General features: G+C 56.6%; 31 protein-coding genes and 2 pseudogenes. 13 read left to right on the top strand and 20 right to left on the bottom strand.

The genetic code is table 11. The annotated features are described in order from the left end of the window. Positions 1-124 precede the first annotated feature (124 nt). Positions 125-508, top strand: coding sequence for a helix-turn-helix transcriptional regulator (locus tag J2X71_RS31970; RefSeq protein WP_310388711.1), 384 nt, complete (start codon positions 125-127; stop codon positions 506-508). On the opposite strand, the gene J2X71_RS31965 is transcribed toward J2X71_RS31970, so the two are convergent. Then, on the bottom strand, positions 408-896 hold the full coding sequence (locus J2X71_RS31965; RefSeq protein ID WP_310388709.1) for a hypothetical protein: 489 nt from the start codon (positions 894-896) through the stop codon (positions 408-410). The genes J2X71_RS31970 and J2X71_RS31965 overlap by 101 nt on opposite strands. 226 nt (positions 897-1,122) lie before the next feature. On the opposite strand from J2X71_RS31965, the gene J2X71_RS31960 reads away from it, so the two are divergent. Continuing rightward, positions 1,123-1,350: a helix-turn-helix domain-containing protein gene (locus tag J2X71_RS31960; protein WP_310388707.1), complete on the top strand. Its 228-nt coding sequence runs from the start codon at positions 1,123-1,125 to the stop codon at positions 1,348-1,350. A 76-nt stretch (positions 1,351-1,426) separates the two neighbouring features. On the opposite strand, the gene J2X71_RS31955 is transcribed toward J2X71_RS31960, so the two are convergent. Continuing rightward, on the bottom strand, positions 1,427-1,819 hold the full coding sequence (locus tag J2X71_RS31955) for a hypothetical protein (protein ID WP_310388705.1): 393 nt from the start codon (positions 1,817-1,819) through the stop codon (positions 1,427-1,429). 166 nt (positions 1,820-1,985) lie between these two features. Between J2X71_RS31955 and J2X71_RS31950 the strand changes: the two genes are divergently transcribed. Further along, a complete protein-coding gene (locus J2X71_RS31950; RefSeq protein ID WP_310388703.1) occupies positions 1,986-2,234 on the top strand; it encodes a hypothetical protein in 249 nt (82 codons plus the stop codon). Between the two features lie 61 nt (positions 2,235-2,295). Beyond that, positions 2,296-2,736 carry a hypothetical protein gene (locus tag J2X71_RS31945; RefSeq protein WP_310388701.1) on the top strand — a complete coding sequence of 147 codons (441 nt, stop codon included), beginning with the start codon at positions 2,296-2,298 and terminating at the stop codon, positions 2,734-2,736. Positions 2,737-2,843: 107 nt separating this feature from the next. On the opposite strand, the gene J2X71_RS31940 is transcribed toward J2X71_RS31945, so the two are convergent. Next, entirely contained in the window at positions 2,844-3,098 is a 255-nt protein-coding gene (locus J2X71_RS31940; protein ID WP_310388699.1) for a DUF982 domain-containing protein, read from the bottom strand. Between the two features lie 332 nt (positions 3,099-3,430). On the opposite strand from J2X71_RS31940, the gene J2X71_RS31935 reads away from it, so the two are divergent. The 4 genes from J2X71_RS31935 (at position 3,431) to J2X71_RS31920 (ending at position 4,711) form a co-directional block, all read left to right on the top strand. After that, on the top strand, positions 3,431-3,685 hold the full coding sequence (locus J2X71_RS31935) for a hypothetical protein (RefSeq protein WP_310388697.1): 255 nt from the start codon (positions 3,431-3,433) through the stop codon (positions 3,683-3,685). After that, positions 3,682-3,930, top strand: a complete 249-nt coding sequence (locus J2X71_RS31930) for a hypothetical protein (RefSeq protein WP_310388694.1) — start codon at positions 3,682-3,684, stop codon at positions 3,928-3,930. The genes J2X71_RS31935 and J2X71_RS31930 overlap by 4 nt, the downstream gene beginning before the upstream one ends. A 165-nt stretch (positions 3,931-4,095) precedes the next feature. Continuing rightward, complete coding sequence (locus J2X71_RS31925) at positions 4,096-4,317, top strand: hypothetical protein (RefSeq protein ID WP_310388692.1); 222 nt, start codon at positions 4,096-4,098, stop codon at positions 4,315-4,317. A 100-nt stretch (positions 4,318-4,417) separates the two neighbouring features. Next, on the top strand, positions 4,418-4,711 hold the full coding sequence (locus J2X71_RS31920) for a DUF982 domain-containing protein (protein WP_310388691.1): 294 nt from the start codon (positions 4,418-4,420) through the stop codon (positions 4,709-4,711). Between the two features lie 79 nt (positions 4,712-4,790). On the opposite strand, the gene J2X71_RS31915 is transcribed toward J2X71_RS31920, so the two are convergent. From J2X71_RS31915 to J2X71_RS31905, 3 genes are all read right to left on the bottom strand, one after another. Beyond that, positions 4,791-4,991, bottom strand: a complete 201-nt coding sequence (locus J2X71_RS31915) for a hypothetical protein (RefSeq protein ID WP_310388689.1) — start codon at positions 4,989-4,991, stop codon at positions 4,791-4,793. A 2-nt stretch (positions 4,992-4,993) separates the two neighbouring features. Beyond that, complete coding sequence (locus J2X71_RS31910; RefSeq protein WP_310388688.1) at positions 4,994-5,224, bottom strand: hypothetical protein; 231 nt, start codon at positions 5,222-5,224, stop codon at positions 4,994-4,996. A 1,051-nt stretch (positions 5,225-6,275) separates the two neighbouring features. Beyond that, on the bottom strand, positions 6,276-6,518 hold the full coding sequence (locus J2X71_RS31905; protein ID WP_310388687.1) for a DUF982 domain-containing protein: 243 nt from the start codon (positions 6,516-6,518) through the stop codon (positions 6,276-6,278). A gap of 121 nt (positions 6,519-6,639) precedes the next feature. Between J2X71_RS31905 and J2X71_RS31900 the strand changes: the two are divergent. Both J2X71_RS31900 and J2X71_RS31895 read left to right on the top strand, forming a co-directional pair. Further along, positions 6,640-6,959 (top strand): annotated as a pseudogene (locus J2X71_RS31900) (terminase small subunit protein); the annotation flags it as partial. Positions 6,960-8,306: 1,347 nt separating this feature from the next. After that, positions 8,307-8,810, top strand: a complete 504-nt coding sequence (locus J2X71_RS31895) for a hypothetical protein (RefSeq protein ID WP_310388685.1) — start codon at positions 8,307-8,309, stop codon at positions 8,808-8,810. A 445-nt stretch (positions 8,811-9,255) separates the two neighbouring features. Here the strand turns inward: J2X71_RS31895 and J2X71_RS31890 are convergent, their stop codons facing one another. The 9 genes from J2X71_RS31890 to J2X71_RS31850 form a co-directional block, all read right to left on the bottom strand. After that, on the bottom strand, positions 9,256-9,513 hold the full coding sequence (locus J2X71_RS31890) for a DUF982 domain-containing protein (RefSeq protein WP_310388683.1): 258 nt from the start codon (positions 9,511-9,513) through the stop codon (positions 9,256-9,258). A 1,513-nt stretch (positions 9,514-11,026) separates the two neighbouring features. Continuing rightward, entirely contained in the window at positions 11,027-11,290 is a 264-nt protein-coding gene (locus J2X71_RS31885) for a DUF982 domain-containing protein (protein ID WP_310388681.1), read from the bottom strand. Between the two features lie 1,133 nt (positions 11,291-12,423). After that, the gene (locus tag J2X71_RS31880) at positions 12,424-13,005 is read right to left on the bottom strand and encodes a PIN domain-containing protein (protein ID WP_310388679.1); all 582 of its coding nucleotides are present in this window, start codon (positions 13,003-13,005) and stop codon (positions 12,424-12,426) included. Next, complete coding sequence (locus tag J2X71_RS31875; protein WP_310388677.1) at positions 13,002-13,781, bottom strand: hypothetical protein; 780 nt, start codon at positions 13,779-13,781, stop codon at positions 13,002-13,004. Before J2X71_RS31875 ends, J2X71_RS31880 begins: the two co-directional genes overlap by 4 nt. A gap of 152 nt (positions 13,782-13,933) precedes the next feature. After that, the gene (locus J2X71_RS31870) at positions 13,934-14,149 is read right to left on the bottom strand and encodes a hypothetical protein (protein WP_310388676.1); all 216 of its coding nucleotides are present in this window, start codon (positions 14,147-14,149) and stop codon (positions 13,934-13,936) included. Positions 14,150-14,196: 47 nt separating this feature from the next. Next, a complete protein-coding gene (locus tag J2X71_RS31865; RefSeq protein ID WP_310388674.1) occupies positions 14,197-14,385 on the bottom strand; it encodes a hypothetical protein in 189 nt (62 codons plus the stop codon). Positions 14,386-14,642: 257 nt separating this feature from the next. Next, on the bottom strand, positions 14,643-14,840 hold the full coding sequence (locus J2X71_RS31860; protein WP_405049778.1) for a DUF982 domain-containing protein: 198 nt from the start codon (positions 14,838-14,840) through the stop codon (positions 14,643-14,645). Further along, positions 14,837-15,208, bottom strand: a complete 372-nt coding sequence (locus J2X71_RS31855) for a hypothetical protein (protein WP_310388673.1) — start codon at positions 15,206-15,208, stop codon at positions 14,837-14,839. Before J2X71_RS31855 ends, J2X71_RS31860 begins: the two co-directional genes overlap by 4 nt. A gap of 53 nt (positions 15,209-15,261) precedes the next feature. Beyond that, positions 15,262-15,666 carry a hypothetical protein gene (locus tag J2X71_RS31850; protein ID WP_310388671.1) on the bottom strand — a complete coding sequence of 135 codons (405 nt, stop codon included), beginning with the start codon at positions 15,664-15,666 and terminating at the stop codon, positions 15,262-15,264. Positions 15,667-15,839: 173 nt separating this feature from the next. Here J2X71_RS31850 and J2X71_RS31845 point away from each other — a divergent pair, with 173 nt between their 5' ends. Further along, positions 15,840-16,283 (top strand): hypothetical protein, encoded by a 444-nt coding sequence (locus J2X71_RS31845; RefSeq protein WP_310388669.1) that lies wholly within the window; start codon positions 15,840-15,842, stop codon positions 16,281-16,283. Here J2X71_RS31845 and J2X71_RS31840 read toward each other — a convergent pair. From J2X71_RS31840 to J2X71_RS31820, 5 genes are all read right to left on the bottom strand, one after another. After that, positions 16,204-16,497 (bottom strand): type II toxin-antitoxin system HigB family toxin, encoded by a 294-nt coding sequence (locus tag J2X71_RS31840; protein WP_310388898.1) that lies wholly within the window; start codon positions 16,495-16,497, stop codon positions 16,204-16,206. The two genes, J2X71_RS31845 and J2X71_RS31840, sit on opposite strands and share 80 nt — an antisense overlap. 77 nt (positions 16,498-16,574) lie before the next feature. Then, positions 16,575-17,084, bottom strand: coding sequence for a GNAT family N-acetyltransferase (locus tag J2X71_RS31835; protein WP_310388666.1), 510 nt, complete (start codon positions 17,082-17,084; stop codon positions 16,575-16,577). Positions 17,085-17,127: 43 nt separating this feature from the next. Continuing rightward, a complete protein-coding gene (locus J2X71_RS31830; protein ID WP_310388665.1) occupies positions 17,128-18,519 on the bottom strand; it encodes a hypothetical protein in 1,392 nt (463 codons plus the stop codon). A gap of 60 nt (positions 18,520-18,579) precedes the next feature. Further along, positions 18,580-19,629, bottom strand: coding sequence for a class I SAM-dependent methyltransferase (locus J2X71_RS31825; protein WP_310388663.1), 1,050 nt, complete (start codon positions 19,627-19,629; stop codon positions 18,580-18,582). A 334-nt stretch (positions 19,630-19,963) separates the two neighbouring features. Continuing rightward, positions 19,964-20,647 carry a LuxR family transcriptional regulator gene (locus tag J2X71_RS31820; RefSeq protein ID WP_310388662.1) on the bottom strand — a complete coding sequence of 228 codons (684 nt, stop codon included), beginning with the start codon at positions 20,645-20,647 and terminating at the stop codon, positions 19,964-19,966. 141 nt (positions 20,648-20,788) lie between these two features. On the opposite strand from J2X71_RS31820, the gene J2X71_RS31815 reads away from it, so the two are divergent. Both J2X71_RS31815 and J2X71_RS31810 read left to right on the top strand, forming a co-directional pair. Beyond that, positions 20,789-21,760, top strand: a complete 972-nt coding sequence (locus tag J2X71_RS31815) for a 3'-5' exonuclease (protein WP_310388660.1) — start codon at positions 20,789-20,791, stop codon at positions 21,758-21,760. Positions 21,761-22,207: 447 nt separating this feature from the next. Then, positions 22,208-24,312, top strand: a pseudogene (locus tag J2X71_RS31810) (hypothetical protein); the annotation flags it as partial.

The raw sequence follows: 24,312 nt of genomic DNA, 5'->3' as shown, positions 1-24,312 counted from the left end.
TCGCCGCGGTGAAGGCTCACCACGCTTTCGCGACCGGGTTGGATGATGGTCTCGACACGAAGGTCGTATCTGCTGGTTTTGCGGTGTATACTCCGTCGGTGAATAGTCTGCGGAACGCCACGAGGTGCATGTGATCCGGGACACCATCGCGCGGAATTTGAGACGGGCGCGGCAGGCACGTGAACTCAGCCACGAACAACTGAGCTTTCTGGTGAATGTCGACCGTCCCGATGTCGGCTCGCTCGAACGTCGCGAATACAATCCGACGGTCGAGATGCTGGAAAAGCTCGCACCCCCGCTCGGAATTGAGGTCATCGGCTCTTCAAGACGGAGCCCGGCACATGAGCGTCGGATGCTGCGCCCCAGTGAGGCGAGGATCGGGAACCGGCCGCGCGATGACGGCGAGGCTAGCCGGTTCGCAGTTCTCTTTGGCTTTGCGCCGCCGTTTTCGGATGAAGGTTATCGCCACCGGACGACATGCCCATGTCGAGTTTCAGGAGATCGGTGAGGACGGCGCGGAGCGGCGGCCAGGGATATTCGTCATGGGTCGTGGAGGGCTGTCCCCTCACGAGGACGGCATGCAGCTTGGCGATCGTGCCCACGAGGGTAAATGCAGGAGTTTCCCAGAGCCTTTCGGCGAGTGTCGCTTCGGTGTCGAACGCACGATCCTCGGCCTCCAGGGCCTGGCTGTGTTCGATGTCGCGGGCGGTCGCGTCAGCCGTCTCGGTTGCTCGGTCGGACCGGCCGACTGCAGGAAACAGTTTTGCTTCCAGCTCCTGTTGACGCCGGCTGAGTTCCAGCGCGTCTTCCCGCGCTTCGCGCCATTGGGTCCAGAGCAAGAGAAGCGGGTCGTCGGAGCCAGCGTCTGGGCATTTCCGCGTCAAAAAGTTGTGCATTGGAAATCGCGGCAGGGATGCCGCCACGAACATATGAAGCTCACCCCGGGTGACCGCGGGCAAAGTTCTGCTATTGTCGGAATCAGCCATGATCCGAGCTCCCTGAAAGCTTAGGTTGTGGTCAGGCTGGATCAGGTGCTCGTAACACCGGATCCAGCTGCTAGCAGTTCAACGCTATACAGGGCTATCTCAAAATGCGCAACCAAAATCACCATGGCATGGTGATATGAACGGAATTCAGTGTAAGTTAGCTCGTGTTGCGCTCGGGTGGGGAGTACTCGATCTTGCGAAAACCGCGGGCGTTTCAACGCAGACAATTACTCGTCTTGAAAAAGGCGAACAGCTGCGCTCAAGCACGTTGGAAAATATTCAGCGCGTTCTTGAAGACGCCGGCATTGAGTTTATTCCAGAGAATGGTGGCGGCGTCGGCGTTCGATTCAAGAGGCGAATTTGAGACATGAGGCTCGCGTTCCGCGTCCCAACGTCGGCGATGTGAAATCTGATAAAATGACAGCGTCGTCGGCAACGACCTAAAGCGAGACCGAGGGCTGATCGACGAGAAATTTGGCGACGAAGTTTTGCCGAGGTGAAGAGGATAGGGTTTTCTCCAGCAGCAGAAGCGCTTGGAAAAACACTGGGTTGTAAAACGCTACAGACGCTAAAAAGCGGCATATCAATCCTTGTGTCGGGCGTTCAAATCCCTCCTCCGCTACCAACAAAACAGACGACAAGTCTGGGCCGGTAATTCCTTCCAGCCATCCATTGATCTCATAGTGTAGGCCTCGCCGGCCAGGCTTTCCACGTTCGCGAAATTTCGTCACTGCCTTCGGCTTGATCTCGATGACGATCGTCGGCGGCTCCTGTGCTTCAAGCTCAGCTTTCAGCCTCGCGCGTTCGGCCTTCATGGGCGGCAACATCGACAAGACGTCCTCTTCCTCGATCGTCCCTCGTGCCACCTAATCAAGAAGCCGATTTATCCGCTCCTGGACGTCAGCCAGCGCGCGTTCGCTGCTTCGGCTGTTCCTCCGTTCAGCAACAATCCGCTTGCTCTCGGCTTCGTATTCTTTCACGTAGTTATCGATATAGGACGTGTCCGCGAATACTCTCCCTCACGCCTATGCCAAAGAGCGGCAGTGGCGGGGAAACGTCATCGCGGCCGGCACCAAGAAAAAGATGCTTTCCCTTCGTGATCGGTTCTTTGCGATCGGAGAGAAAACCGATGACCGCATCGAGGCCGAGATGTATCGGCGCATCGAGAAGTTTGCCGGCCGGGAATACGCCAAGGCCGAGGCAAAGATCCGCCGGTTGCTACCTCATCATTTCTGGAGCGAGCAATGACCCTCTTCAAGATTCTCGTCCTCCGCTGGGTCTTGCGCCGCATTCTGAGGGATTTGGCCCGATGACCCAGATCCTCAACGTAACCCGAAACGACGACGGCCAGTTCGAAATCACGGACCAGCAGGGCAAGGTGATCGAAGGCCCGTTCGACACCAATGCCGCGGCGTGGAAGGCGCTCGATCGGCTCGATAACCAGGACGCCGGCGTTCCAGACAAGCGCCATTCGAACAAGCGCGTGCTGTGGGGCAAGCCTGAGAAGGGCAAGTCCAAGAAGCGGCTCAAGCGCGAGAAGAAGATCGAGGCCAGGCAGGAAAAGCAGATGAAGCGGGATGCGCACAAGGCTGCGAGCTGGGTGCGTAGCATCGCAGCTGTCAAGTTCGATCCGGCTGGAGCGCGCAAGTTTCGGAATCACCGGCTCGGGAATTTCGGTCCGGCCTCAGAAGTCAAACATATCGACCCGGCCGCATATCTCGCAGAAAAAGCCGCGCGAGGTGAGCATTGAATTCGCGCACTAGCAGGGAATGCGGCGTAGTGCTCCGGGATTGGAAACACCTAAGCCCCACCCGCAAAAGAAGCCGGAAGTGCTTTTGGAAGCCTCTGATGGCAGCCTTAATTCAACACGCGGGCTTCAGCGGCCGCGGCTATAAAGGCCTCCCGAGCACTCTCGATATGCGCCAGATGGTTCATCGCCTCAACGCAACGCCGCTTTGCCGTCTCAAGGCTTGGGCCGTCGTGCAACGGCCACCTGTGCTCCAGATAGTCAATAGCCTCTGCTGGACCGTGAATGAACTCAGACGAGCGGTTGCCGATCCGGATTGCCACCGGTGCAGTCCATCGGACTTCGGCAATGTTGTGTGTGTACATGGCAAGCCTCCATGTTTCAAACGTGCCGTTCCTAAAAACATAGGGCTTGCGACACCTCGTTCAACACCTCAATCGCCCGTTTCCCGGATGTACGCCCAGCACGGCACCGCGATCATGGACGGACGGCCTTACCCTAGCACTGGGGAGACGAGATGAGCGAAGCCGGAGTTCGCCGCTGTAACATCTACAAGGTGGCCCGTCAGTGCGGCGTGGTGCTCAGGGATTAGGAGCACCACAGTCCGACAAGCCGGCGTGCCAGGGAGTGCTTCTGCAAGCCGACGGTCCGGGAGATCGGCCGTCGGTACGGCGAGGATCACCTGCGCCCGGTCCTGATGCTCGTGACGGGCACGCCCCGCAACGCCGGCGAGCTGTATGCCGATGCCTTGAAGGCGGTCAGCCGCCTGCTGGTCGCCAACCCTGACCTGATCCGCCGCCCGTCACTAGTGTCGGATTTCAATGCTGTCGATCTGGGCGCTCTGCGGCGGGGCGCTCGGAACATGAAATACGGAATGGCAACGAGCGACGAAATCCTCGTAGCCCTCAGAATTCAGTTCGGCCTGTGGCCCTATCGAGGAGAAGCAGCATGACGGTGGTTTTCGCGGAATGGACATACGAGGCTGCTTATACCCTGCGCGCCTCACCAGCGTTCCTGGGGCCGCGGCTGCAGGGCGGGGTTATGTCGGGCATCGTCAGGGACATGATGGAGTCCTACGGCTACGACGAAGCCAAGGCGCCGCCACGCATTCCTTCTGCCGGCGCGATGAGCAGAATGTACGAGACCTGGGACTGGGTGAACACCTACCTGAACGAGGAAGGCCGCAAGCGTGTTTAGAATATGCCTTCATTAAAACCCGCAAGGGCGTCTACTTAGAGGCCTATCTACGCAAATCGACATGTCGCGAAGCACTTTCGAGCGCCGAATTCAGTCGTATTGTCAACAGATTGCAGCAACCTCAATCAAAAGTGCCGCGTCCGGTTGACAGTGGCACTGGACGCCGTGACGGAAATTGATCTAAAACCCACGTCAATAACGGTAGCTTCGAAGAATTGCGCGACGGACTGGCGCGATGACGAAGTAACCGGCCAGAAGGAGCAGGTGAGAGCCGACACGCTCGCCCTCACACACTGGCGCAACGAACGCCGCCGGCAGATCCAGGATCGGGCCTACGGTGAGCCGCAATCGACCCTTTCCGATGCAGGAAATTCGACCACCGGGTGACCGGGCGCGGCGTTGTTTAGTATGCTAGAACAGGTTTTGAATTCTCGCCTTCTGCTCCTAAATTTTGGGCCGTCACACGCGCTTGAGAAGGGAGATGGTTATGGCGAACACCCTGTTTGACGCTCCGCTGTTCCTGAAGAAGCGGCATTACATTCAGGAACTCGCTAACCTCGAAGACGTCTTTGACTTCCTTGACGATTGGCCGGAGGAAGAAAGAGATAAGACCTACGAGGTGCTTGAAAAGGCTTGTCGCATGGCAGCTCATGGGGTCTTCCCTTTGCCAGCGTTTCGGGAAAACCTCCGCCGGTTCCTGATAAAGCGCCACATGTTGGCGAACATCGAAGAAGTGCCTATTGTCGCCAAGCGTTCGACTGATCGCAACATCAACTCTTGAGCGGTAAAGGCGGCAGATTACTGACTTTTCAGCCCGCCCGGTTCGCCAAGGCGGGTTTTTCTTTGCAGGAGAGCGAACCTCACGGTCGCGATAAAACAGCGCTTGCACCGTATAGAGCTGCGAACTGATCCAGTTGCTCCTGAGTGGCATCTTTCGGCGCATACAGATACAGTTGATGCCCGGCGTCCCTGACTTTCTTCGCTTCGGTCACCGCTTCATCGAAGGTTTCAACAATAATCGGTTCACCGGCATCCATGTAGATCCCAATTTCCCAGGCCATCGCTACGCTCCGGTCAGTTGAGCATCAGGGGGGACTGTTCGCATCCTATCAGCTTTTACCCGCGCTTCCTCGACGTTCTGCGCAGGGAACATCCTGACGAAATAGTTGTCGCCTGGTTGGGTACGGCTTTGCAGTTCTCGCTCAATAGCTGCGGCTTCGGCTAGATTATCAAACACGTCGTGAAGCCGGTTGCGTGTGTCGTCGGTGTGTATCGCATAGACATAGTATCGCATTGGGGCCTCCTCGGATCACTGGCGAAGCCGGCTCAGCCTTTCCGGGCGTAAAGAAAACCAGGTACGCCACGGCGACGATCACTGCGATGACCATTATCGTCAGCGCGTACTTGATCATGCCCTTGCTGGCTTTTTTCTCGGTGTCGCTCATGGCAAGCGAACAAGCGAGGATCTAGAAGGTTCCCCGCTACTGTTCGATACGCAGCAATCCGGGTATCCCTTTTTATGCTGGCGGTTCTCGACGAGCCCGGTGCGGTGGATCGAACCGTAACGAGCATGATCGTCACGCCAGCGCCGTTCACGGACCGAAGGGGCTCAGGTCGTTCTAGGCGCCGTGCTTTTCGTGGCGGGACTCAGCATCCCTTGCGAGACGCAGCTCGCGAAGGCGAGCAGTCTTTTCGGCGCGGGCGGCGTTTTGGGCGGAGATCAGCGCGTGAGATTCCTTATCGGTGGTCTCGGCTTTGTTTTCGCGGGCATGATTGATCATCAGTTTAACTCGCGCGGTTTGGCGGCTTCTGCGCTACCCCGCTTCAACCAGGGAACATTCGGCCTCCCAACGACGCGCAAATCAGAATTGATAGGTAGAGCAGGAAAGCCAGACCTCCTACCATCGCGATGATGGCGACAGCTATCCTCCCAGCGTTTCGTCTGGTCCTCTTTCCCGCTTCGGTGTTCGCGGGAGCCTGGATAGGATCATTGGACGGCTCCATGTGGTCCTCAACTGACGACGAGGTAAGTTGTTCCCGTCTCACGGGTGCTGATCAAATCGGTCCCTTCACTGACCACCGGCCCGCCCGCTCTGCCGAGGCGATGGGAAATAGTAGGGGGTCGATAACAAAGGCGCCATGACGGCAAAAGCGAAAGCCGCCGGAGTCGAAACGTTCGCGGCTATGGTGGCGATGGACGAAAGCTCAGTGGCGATGGCCCAGAGATCCTTCAGCGGCCGGCTCATCAATCGAGATGGCGTTGGAGAAGGGGATAGTTTGATACAGAGCCGATATGCCGACCAGAATGTAGACGACTCGCGCCAACATTGCGGATCGACGCCACGTTAATGGGTCGAGAGCTTCGCCTCTTCCGCAGCGGCGATAAATTCGTCCCGGGCACGCTCGGGGTTTACCCGACCTTCGATCGCAGCCCTACAGGCATTTCTAGCTTTGATGAAGTGCGCACCGCTTCGATGCGGCCACATGTCTTGCAGAACTATCAGCGCTTCGAACGGCCCGTTTACCACTCGGTATCCGGCGACGCCAAATCCTACCTCTACGGGTTTGCTCCATTGATTGTTGAGCATTTGTTTTCCTCCTCCTTCTCGCCAATCGCACAAACGCCGTCCATGGGGGATCGTTCCGGCGGATGTCCGTCCGTTGGCGAGGAAGGAAGCAGGAGACGTAACTCCTTATAGGTGATCAATGATAGGTAGGCCAACTAAGTTCACGCCGTCGCTGGCGCATAGCATCTGCGAACGCATTGCCGACGGGGAAAGCCTCCGCTCGATCTGCCGAGACGATACGATGCCGGCGAAGTCGACTGTGATGGTGTGCTGGCTGATGATGGGCATCAAGAATTCCGGACCAAGTATGCGCTCGCGCGCGAAATCCAGGCAGACGGTTTCGTTGATGAAATGGTCGAGATTGCCGATGACGGCACGAACGACTGGATGCAGAAGAATTTCGGCGAAGAAACCCGCTGGGTCGAGAACGGCGAGGCGCTTCGTCGATCGCAGCTCCGCATCCTTATCCCCGACACACCGGCCGGCCGCGCCGGCTTCAACATCGGTATCGGTTTGATCGAATGGGCGAAACGTCTTGACCCACGCTTCCAGGCCGATCAGTGGTTCGATCCGACATCACCGCTGGGGCTGAATACTTCGGGTTTCAACAGCGCGAAATCTGGGAGCCTGTTTTCTGCCGGAACCTTCATCGACCTCAATCCCGCCAATAATAACCTTGCTCCGACCGGAATATCACAGCTCAACGGTGGCACATCCGGGACGTGGGCGAATACGAATGCGAACCGAACTGGGACTGGATCTGTTGCCACAGGAGTTGCCATCAGCGTCCTGCGCAATGTCTCGGCTGTGGCTTCGCTCGTGGATGTCGGTGGCGGTTATAACGCGCAGCGCATTGATTACACCCCGCTCCAGGTGGACCCGGGCGCCTATTTTGAAATATTAGCCCAGTCGATTTCCATTCCGTTCACGCTCGAGCAGACGAAATGGTATCGCGCAATGTGCGAGATCCAAATCTTGGACGAGACGCCGGCCTTCGTTGAGCTTCGTTACATGACCCGACAGGGCACGACCAACCGTTCTAGCGGCTTCAGCGGGTACCGTCTTTCATCTGACACCTTCATCCTCAGCATGGGCGCTCCGGAGCCTACAAGCTCACCTCTGAGCCGTTCCGGTGGGATTCAGTATGGGAACCGCCGACCGCGTAGGGATCGAGCTTCGTATCACCGGCGATCGAACCTCACCGCCGTCGGCAATTCAGTTCTCCAAGATCAAAGTCATGGAAGATGTTGATCCTGTCGCACTTTTGGGGATTCGGCGCATAGCGCCACTCGATATTGAATGAGGGTGTCTCTCGGTCGGGGAACGACATCCTTTTCTTGCCGACTCCGAAGGCCCGATCATCGCGTAGAGGGACTCGCCTATAATATAGAGGCAAGCCCCTCACGCGGTCGGTCCCCACCGTATCTCGCGACGATAATCAGATTCGACGCGCGCGTCTCGTGAAAATGGCGTGACATCACCGTACCATCACCGCCAAGCGGGGTGGCGCCTGTCAGCGCTGGCGGAGCAAAAGGTGGCGGTACCTCTTCTTACCTGCACCCGCCTGTTCCTCACGTTAAAAGAAGGCACGCAGTGCGAATTGCGTGCCTCCTGTTGCTTTGCAAAGTTGCGAGGTTTGCGTGCAAAAGATGCCAAATCAGAGTTAACAGACCGTAATTTGCAGAAACCCATTTTGACTGACCCTGGCGCGCCCCCTCATGGAATGCAGGGGCTCGCTGTTTACTAAATTTCAGGTTGCGTCGGGTATGAAGGACTGAGGGTACAGTCAGAACTAGTTAGGGGGTTCAAGTGCTTCGGGTTGCCATAGCCGCTTCGGCATTGTTTCTGGTTTCGTTTTCTCAGGGCGTAGCCGGCTTTCAGAGCTGGTCTGTCGACAAGGAAGAAGATCCTTTCTCGGGAGGTCAGAGCGTAACTATAGACTTCATGTCTTCGCTACGATCGGGCGTATTCCTGTTATGCGATACGGCAAAGCCCGGGCTGGTTGTTCGTGCTATTCCCGGGTTTGACTACGATAGTCGGCTCGACAGTTTCACGCCAACTGTCAAATTCGCTTTCGACGGCAAATTGCTTTTTGACGTGGAAGGCGAGACCGCATCAGTAGGAAACAATCTCGCGAGCTCGCAGGTGACGTTGGAGCCCGACAAGGCAAAACAGTTCGTTGAAGCTTTTGCCGCCGCGAAAAAGCAGATCGCTATTGACGATGGGATTGCAGATAAGCCGCATCTTCTCAGTGCGCGGGGTTCTACTGCGGCTGGTCAGGCAATCGTAGCCTGCATCGGAAAGCAGTCCTAGCCTTTCTGCGTCGGCAGGAGGTCTAACCCTCATATGTGAGGGGCGCGTCGGATCAACATGGAAGATCTGGTGCCGCGGCCCTGTAGGATATCTCAACAATGAATTGAAAAGGGTGCCTCCCGGTCAGGAAGACACCCCTTTTCGTGCTGGCTCTGAAGGGGCGCCAGCAAGATGAAAATTAGGGGACGGACCGCTGCCTGCAATCGGACTAAAGTCCGACGCAGTTCGACGCATGGTCAGAATGTGCCGACCGTCCATCCAAAGATATCCGTAGATTGTCGGAGAATGGCAAAAAAGCCCCGCGATAGCGGGGCAAGAAGGGCTGACATTTGGAAAGGGCCGCAAGCACGGTGACGACCTTTGTTCTTGCGGCCCCTCGCAAACGCACGATCGATGGAAAGGTTCCGATGAGAACAGGCAGACATAGCCTGTTCTGCAGCTTTGATCAGTAGAGAACAGTAATGACGGCGACGCCTGACTCCTCGGCTGCCCGGATGATCGCTTTTCTGAGCTCGCTGGGATCTGCGTTACCAACCATGACGTCCAGACAAGCCTCAACCGCAGACAAAAACTCCTCGCCATCGTCCGACGGCCAATCTTTCATCAAAGCGTTGACAGCCTCCTGGACAGTTCGAACGATCAACCGCCGGCCGGGTTCGCCAGAAGAACAGCACGGCCCTGGCAGAAGGTCTAACCGCCACATGTGGTGAGCGAAATTTCGCCCCCTGAATTTGGTGATGCGATTTCCATCAGACGAAAAAGAGCCCGCCGAAGCGGGCTAGTTTTTTGGGGGGAGTTCACAGGAATTGGATAGCACGACGCCTGATGGGCAGGTCGACCGAGAGATCACGCCGCGCGATCCTCACTCTCAACTTTGGGAGATCTGCAAAGTTCCGATGATGGAGCTAATTTTTGCCAGTCACCTGGTTCGTCCTATCACTGCCGATCGGGAACAAGTGCGAAGACCGTTGGTTCGGTGGCGCATGACCGTTGACCTCAGAGAACTGATAGATCAACTCCGCGACCCGAGGCGTATTTATCCCGCCCTTGGCGATGGCCTTGCCGCCGATAAGGTTGCCACGCTGTTAGAGCACGCTATTGCATGAGCACGATTGATACCCTCAAGGGCATTGCGGAAAAATTGCTCAGTCGATCGCAGCTTCTCAACTAACTGCGACGGACCTGTCAGAGTGCCGGCTCACCATATCAAAAATTGAGATGGGTGGAGAAGGACCCTGAGTTAGGACGAAGGGACCTTCTCCTGCTGATGGTGCAGCATCAGCAAGGCCGACATATAAGCGGTAGATGTCAATGAAATGACAATCACAACCTAACCCGCCACCGCCTCATCATCAAAGGATGGGTGTCATATTGTGCGTTGCGCTGACCGCGACATAACCGTTAGGGGTTTGATGGCTCTCGCCCCTAGAGCAAAAGGGAAGTGCGGTCATCTGCGCACTCTTTTGACAGCACTCCCCACCGCTAAAGGCGCCGGGTCCGCATATTCCAGCCAACCGTTGGGTGTGGCATCGACTGATCTCAGGGCGGAACCGGCGCGGATATGATCGAGACGAGCCTCGAAGGACAAGTCGTTAATGAGGCTTAACCCTCGGGCCATCATCCGATGAGGCTCGCCGGAGGTCGACCCCGCCATCAACTGAATCGCGAATATTTCGCTTTAATCGCGAATCGGCGCATTATGGGGATGTTCCTTTGGGAGGAGGGAGGCAACATGACGCGCACTCATCACCTGATCGCCGCCGCGGCAATATCTCTGCTGTTGTGGGCAGCCCTCTTTAGACTAGTCGGTTGGCTGTAGCCTCAGTTTGCACCTTTCAGCCAGCGCTATTTTCCACGTGACGCTGGCCAAGGCGCGATGCCTACGCCGTGGTAACCAGCCATGCTCAGCGCATCGCTAGACTGTGGCAGCCGACGGCGCGGGCAGTAGGGAAGTGGAAAGGAGGGGCCGCACGACCGAGGCGATTGAAGGGTCTGGCGGGCTGCACATCAGCCGTGCGCTCCATGCCTTGAAAACTGACGAAATCGCTAAAGGTTCCGATCGGATCTTGTCCCTTACTGCACACCAGGATTTTCAAACATGCTGGCAATTTTCGAGGGTAGGCAGAGGCCCGATCCCTCGTGCTGACCGGCCGAGCGTGCCATCATCCTTCGATGGATGGTTCTCCTCGTGTCGGCAAGTCTGCCATCGCCCTCAGTCAGTGCAGGACAGTAACGACGGTGACGCCAGCTTCGTCTGCAGCTCTGATGAGAGCTGCCCTCAAGTCCTCGGGTTCGGCTTTCCTAGCCATCACATCAAGGCAGGCCTTCACCGCGGCAAGGAATTCTTCGCCGTCATCGATAGGCCATTTCCTCATCAGCGCGTCGGCCGCTTCCTGAACGGTGCGCACTAAGACGCGCTCGCGCTCAGCCTCAAAGGCCAGGATCACAGGGGCAAACTGCGCAGATGTGTCCCATTTCATAACGCTCAACTCCTGCAAGGATAACATATTGTTAGCTTTGCAAGAGGCGTGCCGCACACGCGACGGTTTATCCAAACACAGGCATTGCATTTGAAAGGGCAGGGCATCAACAGGATGGCAGACGACATGAGCAACAACAACGATGCCCACCGTGTCTATACGGATGCGATTACCGCTCAGCTTGGCGGGCGGGTCACCAACCTCGGGCGCCGGCAGACCGACCTGGAGTCGGAGGTACGATCCGGCTTCAAGAACATCGACACCGCCGTTACGTCCCTTGCCAACGAAACGCGCGCCTCGATCGCCGCGCTATCGAGCAATCTCGCCGAGCGGAACAAACCGCAATGGCAGGCGCTGGGCGTGGCGCTGACGTTTGCAGCCATGCTCGGAGGCCTGGCATACCTCCCGATCCGAGAGGCAACCAGCGACCTGAAGCAGTCCGTCGGCACCTTCGCCGATAAGATGGTGACGCGGCAGGAGTTGGAGTGGAGAACCGAAAGAGGTGCCGAGGACCGCGCCAGGACCGTTCGGCCTGTTACGATCAACGCTTCGTTGATCAGCAACGCCAGATCGATGAGGTCAAGACGGTCCAGGGGTCTGTCTATGGCGCTAGGGATAAGCTGCCCGTCGCATCGCACAGTGTCACCATCGACAGCGGTTAGCGAAGAGCAAACAAGCAGGGCGGCGGCTGTCATTGACCATCAGACCAGCCGGGTGAGTAGATTCCCTGTTCCCACGATCCGTTGGCGGTCATCGCGGGTTTTATTTGTGCTAGCATCGTATTGCCCGCAGATGTGCCCACGGTCGTCCCTGATAATGGCATCACCATTCGACTGGGTTTCGACGGTAGCGAAGATGTGGCCACGGTCATCTCGAAGTTGTTCACGGCGCATAGTGTTCTCCCTTGATGCTGCGCCATGACTGTGCACAGCCACCGCGAAATTTCGCTAAAGAACGTTGGCTAACAAAGAGTTGCTCGATTTATGCGTGCGCACTGCGCTGAGCAAGGTGCCGGGATGTGATCCTGGAACTACGCGAAAATCAGCAGCGGCTGGAGCGTGAGCTCTCCACGATCCGCGCCACCGGTCATTCCGCCAGCCCGTAAGCGCCTCCCGATGCATCGCGTTTCAAGATCATCCCAAATTCAATTGTGGGGTTGGGTGTTCGGGGATGGATCTTCGCATATCGCAGACGCGTTTGACCCAAATGTCCTGTGAACACTCTGCGGCCCACTCCTCGAATCCAAGCATGGGGAGGCCCCTTCCACCATCAAGACCGCGGGACTTCCCCGCGTCAAATGTATGAAAAGCATCCAGCTCCACATTGTACATCGGCTTGAGATTGATGGCCGTGGCCAAGTGGATCGCGTCAGGTGGCGAGAGTTGCCTTGGTTTTGCACCGTCTTGTTTTGAATAGCGCTGACTCCGCAGGTGAGAGGCGAGCGTCATCGTATTAGGGTCAGGTTCCATTAAGAAAATTGAGGACTGGAAATCCCTAACGAACTCGTTGAAGGAGCCCACCGACGCGGCATTTAGAGTCGGGGTCGTGATTTCAGCTATAGTAAGCGTGGACGTGTAGATTTGACATTTTCCGGCCTGAGCCTCTTTTAAATGTTGCTCGATATGGTCGATGAGATGGTTATGCCGATCGCGCTCATTATTGAAATGCGCGATGAAGACACACGAATCCCAGTAGTAGGCTGGAATTTTATTCACGAGTCGCCCCAGCCATCTTCATCGATCTGAATATCGAATGCACCCCGCCAACGAGATAATCCGAGCCCGACTTCAATAACTTCGATTCTTCTTACATCCAGCATCTTCGGAAGCGGGCTTGCCCCGCCATAGCTGGCGCGGCCGTAGAAGCGGGCGCGCTGATCAAGCGCACTACGAATCTCATCTATGTTCACATCCGTAATGTTGCAGACAACAGGGAGACCGCCGGCAGAAAGGCGGATGGTGCCCCTTTTTGTTTCATGCTGGAAATCAACGGCTTTTAGGACGCCGTCGAAAGATCCGAATGCGATGCCCTGGAACAGCCCTAGGTCCGTCGACTTGTTCTTGATATCGGATAGAACCAGCTTTGCCCGTTCCTCAAGAAAGGCGTCGAGAAGGAGAACGCTGCCATCGGGCATCTTAAGTTCACCGAACTCAAATTTCTTTGACACACCGTTCCCGAGAGCCACGACCGACTCCACAAGCGCCTTAGGTAGCTGCCGAGCGCGCGGCGAATTGGCTCGAATTTCTTCGATACCCTGGGCGTAAAATGCAATTCCGGAATTTGGCGGCGCCTCGGTTGCCCTTATCTTGCGTTCGGCCAACTCAGCGGTTGCTGTGTTTTTGCGCAGATCAGTCAGGACAAACTTATGAGCTCGGCTGCCGTTTGCTTCTTCATCCGACTCTGCCAAGCCTTTCATGAACGCAGAGAATTTGACCGCAAACACCTCTGCATCCACCTCGCCGTGGAAAGCCTCCAGACCATGGATGGTCAATGTGATTTTCCCAGAGTCCGTCACGGATACACCTGAAACCTAATGCCTTCCGAAGCGTAGAACGGAATGGTTGTAGCATCCTTATGTTTTTGCCACCAGATCCGCAATAGAATAGCCGCTGTATGCCTGGTGCGCCTACATCTCCAAGCAAATTATTGGTGTCCGCGCCCGCGGTATGTCTGAGGGATGCCAGCTGCTTCATGGCACTGAGCAAGCACCTCCAGCCATGCAGCCAAGCCAGCGGGCACCTCGGCATTCCCGGCTTCCATCGCCTCCACCCATGAAAGGTCGCATTGTATCGCGCTGGCAAGGTTTATTGGCGTCCAGCGGATGTGCAGAAGGCATTCGGTGAAACGAGCAGGGGTCATGGTGGGCTCCAATTCGTGCTTCAGGCAGGACGTGACACATTCCACTACTATTCGCCGGCCAAGTGCGGATCTGCAAGCCTGTCTAAAAGTGTGAGTCCGTCGTATCCGGCAAGAGGGGCGTCAAGGGAAAGCGTCTTGAAGTCGTCGCATTCGCGATTGTAAGCGCGGACAAATTTGCTGGCTTCTTTGCCAACATTCTCGACATACAATTGGCTGCCTTCCAGACCCAGCAGCAACTCGCAGTCCAATCGCTCTCAATCGCTAACCGAGCCCCGCAAAATATTCTGTCGCTCTTCCAGCCATAGACGGCCCTCCGAAAACTCGAATTGTCGCTTGCAATCCATGCTGAGATCTTCGCCTTGACAGCAAGGAGGATCGCCATGAAACCGACCACAACCGCACAAACCCGAACAGAAGAAAATCGCAAGAAGCGCCGTGCCGCCGAGCGCGCGCGGCGCTACATCCAAGACCTTCAATAGACGCTCTGCTTGGCTCAGTGAAGAACGGCGATGGCCGTTACGCCAGCTTCGTCTGCGGCGCGGATAATCGCCTGACGTAAATGCTCGGGTTCATCTTTGCCAATCATCACGTCCATGCAGGCTTTCACAGCAGCAAGGAACTCGTCTCCGTCGTCGGAGGGCCAGTCCCTCATCAGGGCGTTGGCGGCTTCTCCGACCGTTCGGACAATCACACGTTTGCTCCCATCCTTGAAGACAAGGATGGCCGCCAGGTGCCTTTCCGATCCACTTCATCAGCGTCCCGCCAAACAGGCATCCTCACGTCCTTAATGGCAGCCAAGCGGCGCACGGGAAGCTTCCCGATCTCTGACCGAGAGGGGACGTAAACGGTCACATCCATGTGGTCGCGCTTATTGCATCTCAGGCAGATGAACTTCAGGCGGTTGATGGTTGTGTTCTTGCGGAATTTAAGGATGTCGTCGGGCAGGAACCGCCGCGTCGTGTTGCAAAGACCGCACCGGACAACGAGGATTTGCCCGACCGCGCTCGCGTCTGTCAAAGACCAGCGCGCGAGCTTCTTCGAATGATTCATTTCCGGCATGGTAAAGTTGCCCGATCTGCATTCTCACGCAGCACTCTTCCGGGGCATGACCATCAAGCCACATAGTCTTCATCTCTAGCGAGACAGTAGAAGTCCGCAAAAGCGATATCGATGTCACCCCTGAACGCGAATTTCATCGGTTCGGTCAGACCGGGTTCGCCGTCGCAATAGCAGACACCGCAAGCGCGATTATTCTCTCTGTCGATTGCAATAGTGAAGCTTCCGATGGGCACACAAGACGCCATGTCGACAGTTCCTGCGGCATAGAACTCAAATTTTCCATGACCTTCGGTTGTCGCGAGTATTGCGGGACCGCGCCGCCCTAAAGCGCCGACTAGAGCCGCGCGAATGTCGGGATGGATCTGCGCGATGTTCAGAGGTTCTGGCGGCGTCCAATAAGTGCCAGTCGGATCCTCATAGGGCTCGACGCACGGGTTATCGTTCGGCAAATTGCTCATCGCCATCATCCTCCTTCTTGGTCGTGATGTTCTTATTATGTTCTCGTTCTTGATTGAGTCAAGGATGAAGATTCGGAAAGGCTAAAATGCCTCTCTGCAGCGCGAATTCGTTGAAAGCTTCCGCAATTCCCACAAGTTGCCGATTACCTTGCTGTGGACGGGGTAACAGGTTCATGTCAAACACTATAAAGATGCAGTGGCGAAACATGCTGCCTGCTGCAACGATATCGACGATCCTCGGTCTTCCACCCGGGGCAATTGCGAATGAAAGAGATGAGACGTTCTCGGTCACTTTTGCGATGATGGTTCGTGGAAAGCCCGTCTCCGGAACCGTCCTCTGCAAACAGAAGGTGAAATGCCGGCTTTTCGATCAGGGTGATCCGTTGCTTTCTTTGTCCGTGACGCGAGAAGCCCGCAACAGTTATGAGCTCGATATTCGCTGCGGCGACTGCTCGTTTCCAGGTGGTAGGTCACGCGTCTACGTTACCGATGACCGAGAATTTGACATCGAGTATGGAAATGCTGGTGGCGTGGTGACTAATCTTGTTGTGCAGCATCGGGAGCGAATAGGCACTCTTTTGCTGGGCTTTCCAAGTGACGACAGGTGGCCCAGGTAGCAGCCGAAGCACCTGTGTCGTCATATTGTGCATGCGTTCCGACAAAAAGAACAAAAATGCGTTTCGTCCGATACGCTACCAAACCAACGATCCGGTACTTATTGCCTCCAACGTTAAAAACGACCTTTCCGTCCACGACGTAATCCGCTGAATTGAAGGTCGTTTTGAGTTCATTGAAATCTTTCCAGCTCGTACAAGCATCCTTCGCGGATATACCCGTTTTGGGCCGAAGTCAGGCCGACTCCGTTTGCCTTCGCTGGGTCTCTGCATCGAATTTTGTGACAGAAACCGTCATTCGTTCAGCCGGCGGATCATGATGAGTTCATCGATGATTTCGCCTTCGTCGCGCAGTGCATTGGGGACACGGCCGACCGCTTCGAAGCCGTGACGTTCGTAGAAGCGTAGAGCACGCGCAACCTCGGCGCTGACAGTGAGCTCCAGCTGCTGGATCCCGATGCTTTTCGCATGATCGCAAACGGCGTCCAGGAGGTCAGCCGCAACACCCGATCCACGCAGGTTCTTGCGAAGGTAGACGCCGACAAGACGCGCGCGGTGGTTCATCTTGCTCGGCATCTGCCGCGATAATCCCATCATGCCGACAGGCTCGTTTTCTTCGAAGGCCACGAAGACGGCGCTCGCCATCCTCGCCAACCATTCCTCGCGCGAAAGCCGCAGCCAGTCTTCTATCGTCGTGGCAAAAGACGACGGCTCGCTGCGAAGTGCTTCCAGGCGGATCGCGCGGTAAAGATCGAGCTCGTCCGCGGACAATCGCCGGATGGTTATGCCGTCAGTGCGGGTCATCCCGTTTTCCTGGAGCAAATGGCGAGATCAATGTCGCGGCCAATCATGAGACGTGCGCCCAAGGCCAATCGGGCGAGGTGGCGTTGATCCTCCCGACGGCGATGTGTTCGCACAGGCTTGCCCAAAGCGGGTCGCCGGTGAAGCTCGCGAGATCGCCGCAGGCTTCCGTCAGCGGCTGCATGCGATAGGCGGAGATCAGATCCAGGAAAGGATCGCAATGATCGGGCTTCAGCACCCGATGTCCCCACACGCCGGGACGGACATCCGTTGCAAGGGCGCTGACCATGTCATGCGCGCCCACCTTATCGAGCGCGGCCGCAACCACATGGCGCATCAGCGGATAGTAGATGACCTGGCGGCAGCCGCCGAGCACGCGTGCGCCGGGGAGGATTGAAATGACCAGAATCATCGCGAGAAGGTTTGGAACGAGTTCGCGCCGGCGAAGGGCCGCGGCAATCTCGCCGCGCGTGAACGGGATATTCAACAGGATGCCCGTTTGATCGGAGAGAATGCCGTCGCGGAGTCTGAGCCCGATGATCCGGCCCCCCAACAAACCCCAGAAGAGGTCGGTCGTTTTCCGTATCCATCCCGCAAAGGGGCCGGCATGCAGGTCGTCGAGAGCCTGGAGCATGGCCTCCGCCAGCATCCCGTCGCCAAAAAAGTGAGCCGAAAGCCAGGACGCCGGATCTTCCAGATGGTCGGCCCACAAATCTGCGACGTCGATATCGTCGAATTGCAAAAGCCGGATCGATGGACCCGCCATCGTCTGCCAGAGAGCCGTGTTTCCAGCCTTGATGGCGTCCGCAGCCGAAGAAAACTCCGCCTCTGGAAGCGCTGCTTTTAGCCTGGCGGCTGACGCGTTGGCGGGCTCGCCATCGCGATCTTTCGACAGGGTGAAGCGATAAGGGCCGCCGACACCGCAGATGTTATAGGAATCCATCCGCCGACGGGGAAGGCCAAAGACATTGACGGCCTCGTTCTCGAGGTGCAGCCATCCTGGGCCTTTTCTTGGGCTCTCGATGAATTTCACGGTCGAGGCGCTGCACCAGATTTGCCAGCCAAGGCCGTGAGCTCCAAGCCCGAGCAAGCCGAAGAGAAGCGTGTAGAATGCATCGGGGTCCGGCAGAAGAAGACAGTGCGGTCCGGTCTGGATGACTGGCGCGGCTATCAGCTGCTCTCCCGCAAGGGCGGCGTCTTCCGGTGTGGCACCCGATCGGATAGCGATCCGCTCGATGCATGTCCGCAGCCGGAGCAATGCTTCCGTCCGCGCTGCGCAGCCGGCCCTGTGTGGGCGCGCGTCGTAGACCGCGTAAGCATAGTCTTCCAACGGTCTCTCCCAGAAGGATCGCAGATGCGGCATGAGAAATGACAGCGCGATCTTGACGTTTGCCCGGGCGTCGCCGTTCCATTGCACCTCCGTTTTGTGTCCCGGCATGCGGCACGCCTCCACTTCCTCGCGACCGGGCAAGCGAGGCCACGATCCGATCGAACCTTCTCAGATTTCGGCGCTAACCGGCTTTGGGAGCCGCCATACCCAATCCATCGTCACGGGCAGGATTTCCTCGCGAGCGAAGATCTGCGGCAGCGCTTCGTAGCAATAGTCCGGCGGGATCGCGGGCTTTAGCATCGACGAGACGAAGGTTCGCAGGGCAGGGAGGGAATTGGACGAGACGATCGTGTAGAAGTTGCCGCTGTTCCAGGTCACGGCGGAATAGCCGAAATGTGAGGCGAGTGCGGCAAGCGAGGCCTTCAGATCGACCTGGAACGTCGTCATGACATCGAGGACATCGCGCTTCTTGGCGGCGATCTGTCCCGTCGAGAAATATCGCGATTTGAATTGCTCGTCCTTCTGGTCTTCGCGTCGGAGATAGGTGTCGATGTCTGGATGGCTGATCTTCTGTACCTGGATGAGCAACCCTTCAGGGCGGAGCCGCGGTGCGATCACCGCAAGCTGATCCTGGCGGTTTCGGCCATACATCTGAAAGGTCGTGTCCTCGAGCAGCACATCATATCCATCGCGAAATGGCGCCAGGTTCTCGTCGGCGGCATATCGAGCCTCGTCGAGCTCGAAGAACGGACCGTGGTGAAAATGCGCATCGTCGCTTCCCCGTCGTGCGAAGAAGCTGATCCGGTTGCCGTCGGTCGGGCTGCAGCAGAGGGTCTTGAAGCGGCCATCGCCTATCCTTGCCAGCGCACGCGCAAGCGTGCCGGCGCCGGCACCCAACGTATAGACGGTCGCCGTGCGGTGGGTTCTGCCCCAGACTTGCAGGCCGAAGGCGAGTATTGCCGTGCCCAGGCGCATTTCTTCCTCAAGCCGGTAGGGAATGCTTGCGAAATAGTGGTAATCGAAATTGCCCCAAAGGCGCCGATGCGTGTCCCAGAACGTCATGCAGTCGAGATCGAAGCCCAGCAGTGCCATGTCGGGTTCTGGTTGGCCGAGATCCGGCTGGTTCGCGTCGCCGCGGGCAGTCAACTCAAAAAACGCCGCAAAGGACGTGAGCCGTGGCGCATTTTGCCAAGTGTGAATGATTTGCGAATCTACCATGATGCGATCCTCCTCGATGACATGAAGAGGCTGCTCCGTCGGGATCCGGGAACTGGTCCTTGGAGGCGGCCGAACTCGTCAGGATTTATGCGAAATCCTTGCCACAGATGTTGCCGAGGAGGATCAAGGCTACAACCTGGTGATATCGTCAGATTGACACGCAACGTCAGGTGTAGGCTGGAGACGGCGACGCCGAGTTCTGTGCATTTGCTTCAGCGCGAGGACTGCTTGCCTATCGTCTGATGGAACGCCGATGCGAACAGGTCATGGTTTGGATGAAAGACTGTCGGCGGGCTCCTTCCGATTGGTTTCGCGCTTTTGCGATAGGCGAGGCTTAGATCTGGATGAGCTCGAGAAGACTGGCTCGGGCTACCGCTTGGTAGACTGTCGCGGCGCCAAATTTCAGCCTTGCCGAGCGCAGATAGAGCCGGACAGCACTTTCGGAGATCTCAAGCGCCACGGCGATCTGCTTCGAAAGCAGGCCCCGTGCCACGAGCTGAAGGCACTCTCGTTCCCGACGCGAAAGAGGCCTTCGACTTTCATTGGTTCGCAAACCCGAAACGGAAAGGACCGTCTCGTGAAGATGCTGGGAAAGGACGTGCAGGTCTCCGAGATGCGCGTCTCTCAACTTCAGCCAGTCAGACCTGTTGAGGTTCGATGTCACCGAGAACAGGCTGCGCTCACCGTTCGCGCCCCTGATCGGCAACGTCATGCCATGGCGGCCAATCCCCTGCGATCTCGCCTGCCTGAACAGCTCGCGGGCGGCAGACGAGGACCGATCCAGTCCAGACCAGTCGATGGGCAGAAAACCGGAGCGGCCCGCCGCGATGACAGGGTCGACCTCGAAATAGTCGTTCCTGATATAAAACCTCGTCCACTCGAGAGGATAGGTCGCACAAAAGAAAGGATACGCGGCCGCGCTGGTGCCGTGTCGGACAACGAGAAACGCGACATGCGCAAAAGAATACTGCCTGCGCATGTCCGCGATGAACGGTGCCAGGCTGTCGCTGCCTTGCATCTTTCGCAATGCCTTGAGATATGTCGATAACGGTTTGCGACTTTCCATCCCGACTCGACCCGAATGTCGTGGAACCAGCCGATGCTAAACTCACTCGCAGGAAACGCGACCTGTAATTCGGACATGACGGGAAAAGAGCGGATGACCCAGCAGTTCGATTTTTTTGTTTCGGAACAGACCGGGCCAGTGGGGCCGCCCGGCTCTGCGAAGCCGGAGCGCCGGCCTCCGGACGCCGCCCGCGAAGGGGAGATGATCCGGCATCTGCAGGCGACGGGCCGCTATCGTGTTCTGACCAAGATCGAACCGCGGCCAGTCGCGGTCATCCCGCGGCCTGAGTTTCTGTTGAGAGGCGTGATCCTCGATGTCGAAACGACGGGTCTCAATCATCGCAGCGACGAGATCATCGAGATCGGCGCAATTGCGTTCACGTTTGGTCCATCCGGCACTATCGGTGATGTCACAGAGATCTACAGCGGGCTGCAACAGCCAATGAACCCGATACCGGCGGAAATCACACAACTGACCGGCATTACAGACGAGATGGTTGCCGGCAAGATGATCGACACCGGCACGCTGCGTGCGCTTGTCGAGCCCGCCGATCTCATTGTTGCTCACAATGCCGGCTTCGATCGTCCGTTCTGCGAGGCTTTCTCTCCACTTTTTTCGGGAAAGGCCTGGGCCTGTTCGGCGTCCGAAATCGATTGGATGGCGCGTGGCATGGAAGGGACCAAGCTCGGCTACCTGATAACCCAGTCCGGATATTTCCACGAAGCGCACCGGGCACTCGACGATTGTTTTGCCTTGTTCGAGCTTCTTGCAGCGCGTCCGGACGTCCCGAGAGGGGCACCCTTTGCCGAGCTCTATGCCGCAAGCCGACGTTCGTTCGCGCGCATCTTCGCCGAGCACAGTCCCTTCGACATGAAGGATCAGCTCAAGGCGCGAGGATACCGATGGGCGGACGGCAGCGACGGCCAGCCGAAATCCTGGTGGATCGACGTCGCCGAAGACTCTCTCGAAGACGAGTTGAAGTATCTTCGAGCGGAGATCTATTGTTGGGACGAGGCCGACCCGCTCGTGAGCCGGCTGACCGCATTCGAGCGGTTCCGGGCCTGAGCGACACCGCTCGGATGTCCTCAGATACGGGTTGCGCGCGGCTCGATAGGAGCGACTTTGCCGGTCTCCCGGCGCACCTTGTTCTGACCCCTACATCTGCAGCCCAGGTTTAATACCAGTGAAATTTTCCATTGAGGCTGGCTATCAGCACCAGACAGAAGAAAATCGCCATCAAAGGTAGAATTATTTTGCTGTATTTGATCAAAGTCGGCTTATCGAAGTCGGTAAGCTTCTTCTTGCCTGCGATTAAAGGCGCCATGATCAAGATTACCGAACCAAGTATCGCGAACGCTAGAAAAAATAATAGGTTAGTCATTTAGTTGCTCCGTAGCATATATTTTGACCTATTCAGGGGCGAACGTTCCTCCTTCGTGATAATACAGGATTGCATTTTCTCCAAGTCCCGTTAGGGTTGCGCACGGCCTCGTTGCAATAATGGAGATGAATATGCCGGATGCGCCGCCAATCGGGGGTGGGTATTATGCCCAGTTTTTCACATTTGGGATTGCAGGAGGTGCCGGTACCGGCGGTGGCTGGGGAGCGACGGTTTATACTCAAGTGGGGGCAGGTGTAGGTGCAGCTGGAGGGGCTTCATTTAGTAGTACTGGCGTTACGCCGTATGCTGCAGTTGGATTCGCATCGGTGACGGGCTCTCCAGGCGCAGCTTGGTCAGCATTGTATGATTTTCCGTCTGGCCATGTTTTCTTCAGTGAGGGAGCTGGCATCAGTGACTTTCTAGAAGTTGGGATATACCAGGAATTCCCCACTTGGAACGATTTTAAGCATTGGTTTGATGAGAACTTCCCGGATGAACCTGAGCTTCCGGCCGCCCCGCCTAGCAAAGGCGAACTAGGCCAACCCAGCACCGGATTGTTGGAGCCTGTTCCACCACCCGGAATACCCGGATCGCCACCGTTGCCGCGTGACCCACTCATCTTTGATTTACTCGGTACTGGAATAGAGCTCGAAGGTTTAGAAAGCTCTCACGCCTACTTTGATTATGGCGGTGATGGTTTCGCGGAGAAGTCTGGTTGGATCAAATCCGGTCAGGGTATTCTCGTTTCAGATCCCGGCAGTTCAAATATTGTCACAGCTGCAAACGTAATTGGGGCTGTGAGTGGTGACGGATTCGGCGACCTAGCGGACTATGACGTTAACCACGATGGCCTGATTGATATTAATGATCCCTCATTCACGACGTTGAAGATGTGGATCGATTCCGATGGAAATGGATCGTCAAGTCAGGGCGAACTGCACACTCTCTCTGAAATAGGCATCACCAGAATTAATATCCAAAGTCTGTCAACAATTGAGAAAAGCAACGGCAACACGATCATTGCGACGTCATCTTTCACAATGATTGATCCGACCACGCAACAGGCGGTGGAGCGCGAGATCGCCCAAGTGGATTTCTTAACAAATACGCAGATATCGCATCAAACACTTCCTGAAAACATGACCTATACGGGACGCGCTATCGCGATTCCGCAGATCGTCGGGTACGGGCTTCTAGCGGACTTTCGAGTTGCAGCCTCACTCGACTCTGAACTGGCCGAGTCCGCAAAGCAGCTCGTTCTCGATAGCGCAATGCTTTCCGCAACGGATTTTAAATCTCAATTCGAGAGCCTTTTAGAGGAATGGGCCGGCACCGAGAACATAGATCCGTCTTCAGCGGGAGGGCATATAGACGCTCGACATCTGGCCTTTGTTTATAAGTACTATGGGATCAATCCGTCGATACAGACGGCATACCCGACGCGTCCCAATGCGGCAACGGCAAATCTATATGAAGGAATCTATCAGAAGATTGTCGCGTCCATGGAGGCACGCTTCATATCCCAAATTCCTTCGGCTTTGTGGCGGTTCGGCATAGATGCCGCGACGATCAATGAGCATCCGTTGATGCCGTTTGTGCTCGTGCAATACGACGCAGGTGCTGATCGCCTGAATGTCGATTTTAATGTACTAATTACCGCGCTGAAAGCCAATGAACCAGCCGTAGCAACAGAAAAGCCTGGCTATTGGGATCGTGTACTTCCTGCCCTTTCAAATTTTAGCCTTGATTTTTTCGATGGCGACCGAGACAGCTTTTTAGAGAAATTCCTCGGAGCCGCAATGCGTGTCGGTTATCCGCCCGAGGTGGTGACACAGCTTGCTCATATATTTCGCTCAGACGTGAGTTTGGCTAACGTTGACACCGACGGCAATCTCAAGGGCACTCCTGGAACCGATATCGTCTATGGCAATGACAGTGCGGGGAACCACTTTGGGTATGCTGGAGATGACTTTATAGCCGGTGGACGAGGAGACGATTCTCTGTATGGGGGCGGCGGCAACGACACCTATTATTACAGCCGCGGCGACGGCAACGACACGATCACCGAGGACGCCTGGAACGGCAGCGACAGGCTGGTGTTCACTGACATCAATCCCGCCGACATCAGCCTCTCCTACACTGGCACGGATCTGACCATCACCATTGCCGAAAGCAGCCCGGGGGCCGGCGACGGCGGGTCGGTCAAGCTCGTCGGCACCCTCATCGATGCTTATGG

It is taken from the genome of Rhizobium sp. 1399 (genome assembly GCF_031455475.1).
In the GTDB taxonomy this organism is placed as follows: domain Bacteria; phylum Pseudomonadota; class Alphaproteobacteria; order Rhizobiales; family Rhizobiaceae; genus Rhizobium.
This window is presented reverse-complemented; position numbering and strand designations above follow the sequence as displayed.